Origin of the sequence: Arachnia propionica (assembly GCF_003932785.1) — a bacterium.
Lineage (GTDB): Bacteria > Actinomycetota > Actinomycetes > Propionibacteriales > Propionibacteriaceae > Arachnia > Arachnia propionica_B.
This window is the reverse complement of record NZ_RQYT01000180.1, coordinates 1-278: the sequence shown is the minus strand read 5'-3', so window position 1 is coordinate 278 and position 278 is coordinate 1. Positions and strand designations below refer to the sequence as shown.

The window sequence follows — 278 nt, the reverse complement described above, 5'->3', positions numbered from 1 at the left end:
GTCGGCGACGCGGCCCCGGAGTTCACTGCGACGGACATCGACGGTGGGCTGGTCGACATGAAGGCGCTTCGCGGCAAGCCCGTGTGGCTGCTGTTCATGGCGACGTGGTGCACGGGCTGCCGCACGGAGATGCCGGATGTGCAGGCCGCTGCGAAGGCGATGCCGGGGGTGCAGTTGGTGGTGGTCTACGTGGGCGAGCCGCAGACCGCGGTGAGTGACTACTCGAAGCGCGTCGGCAACGACTTCCCCGAGATCGCGGACCAGGGGCAGCAGATCGC

The 278-nt window shown here is 68.7% G+C and carries 1 protein-coding gene; it reads left to right on the top strand.

The window, feature by feature from the left end; genetic code table 11:
- Nucleotides 1-278: TlpA family protein disulfide reductase (locus EII35_RS15720; RefSeq protein ID WP_125229357.1), on the top strand; the 278-nt coding region annotated here is incomplete at both ends.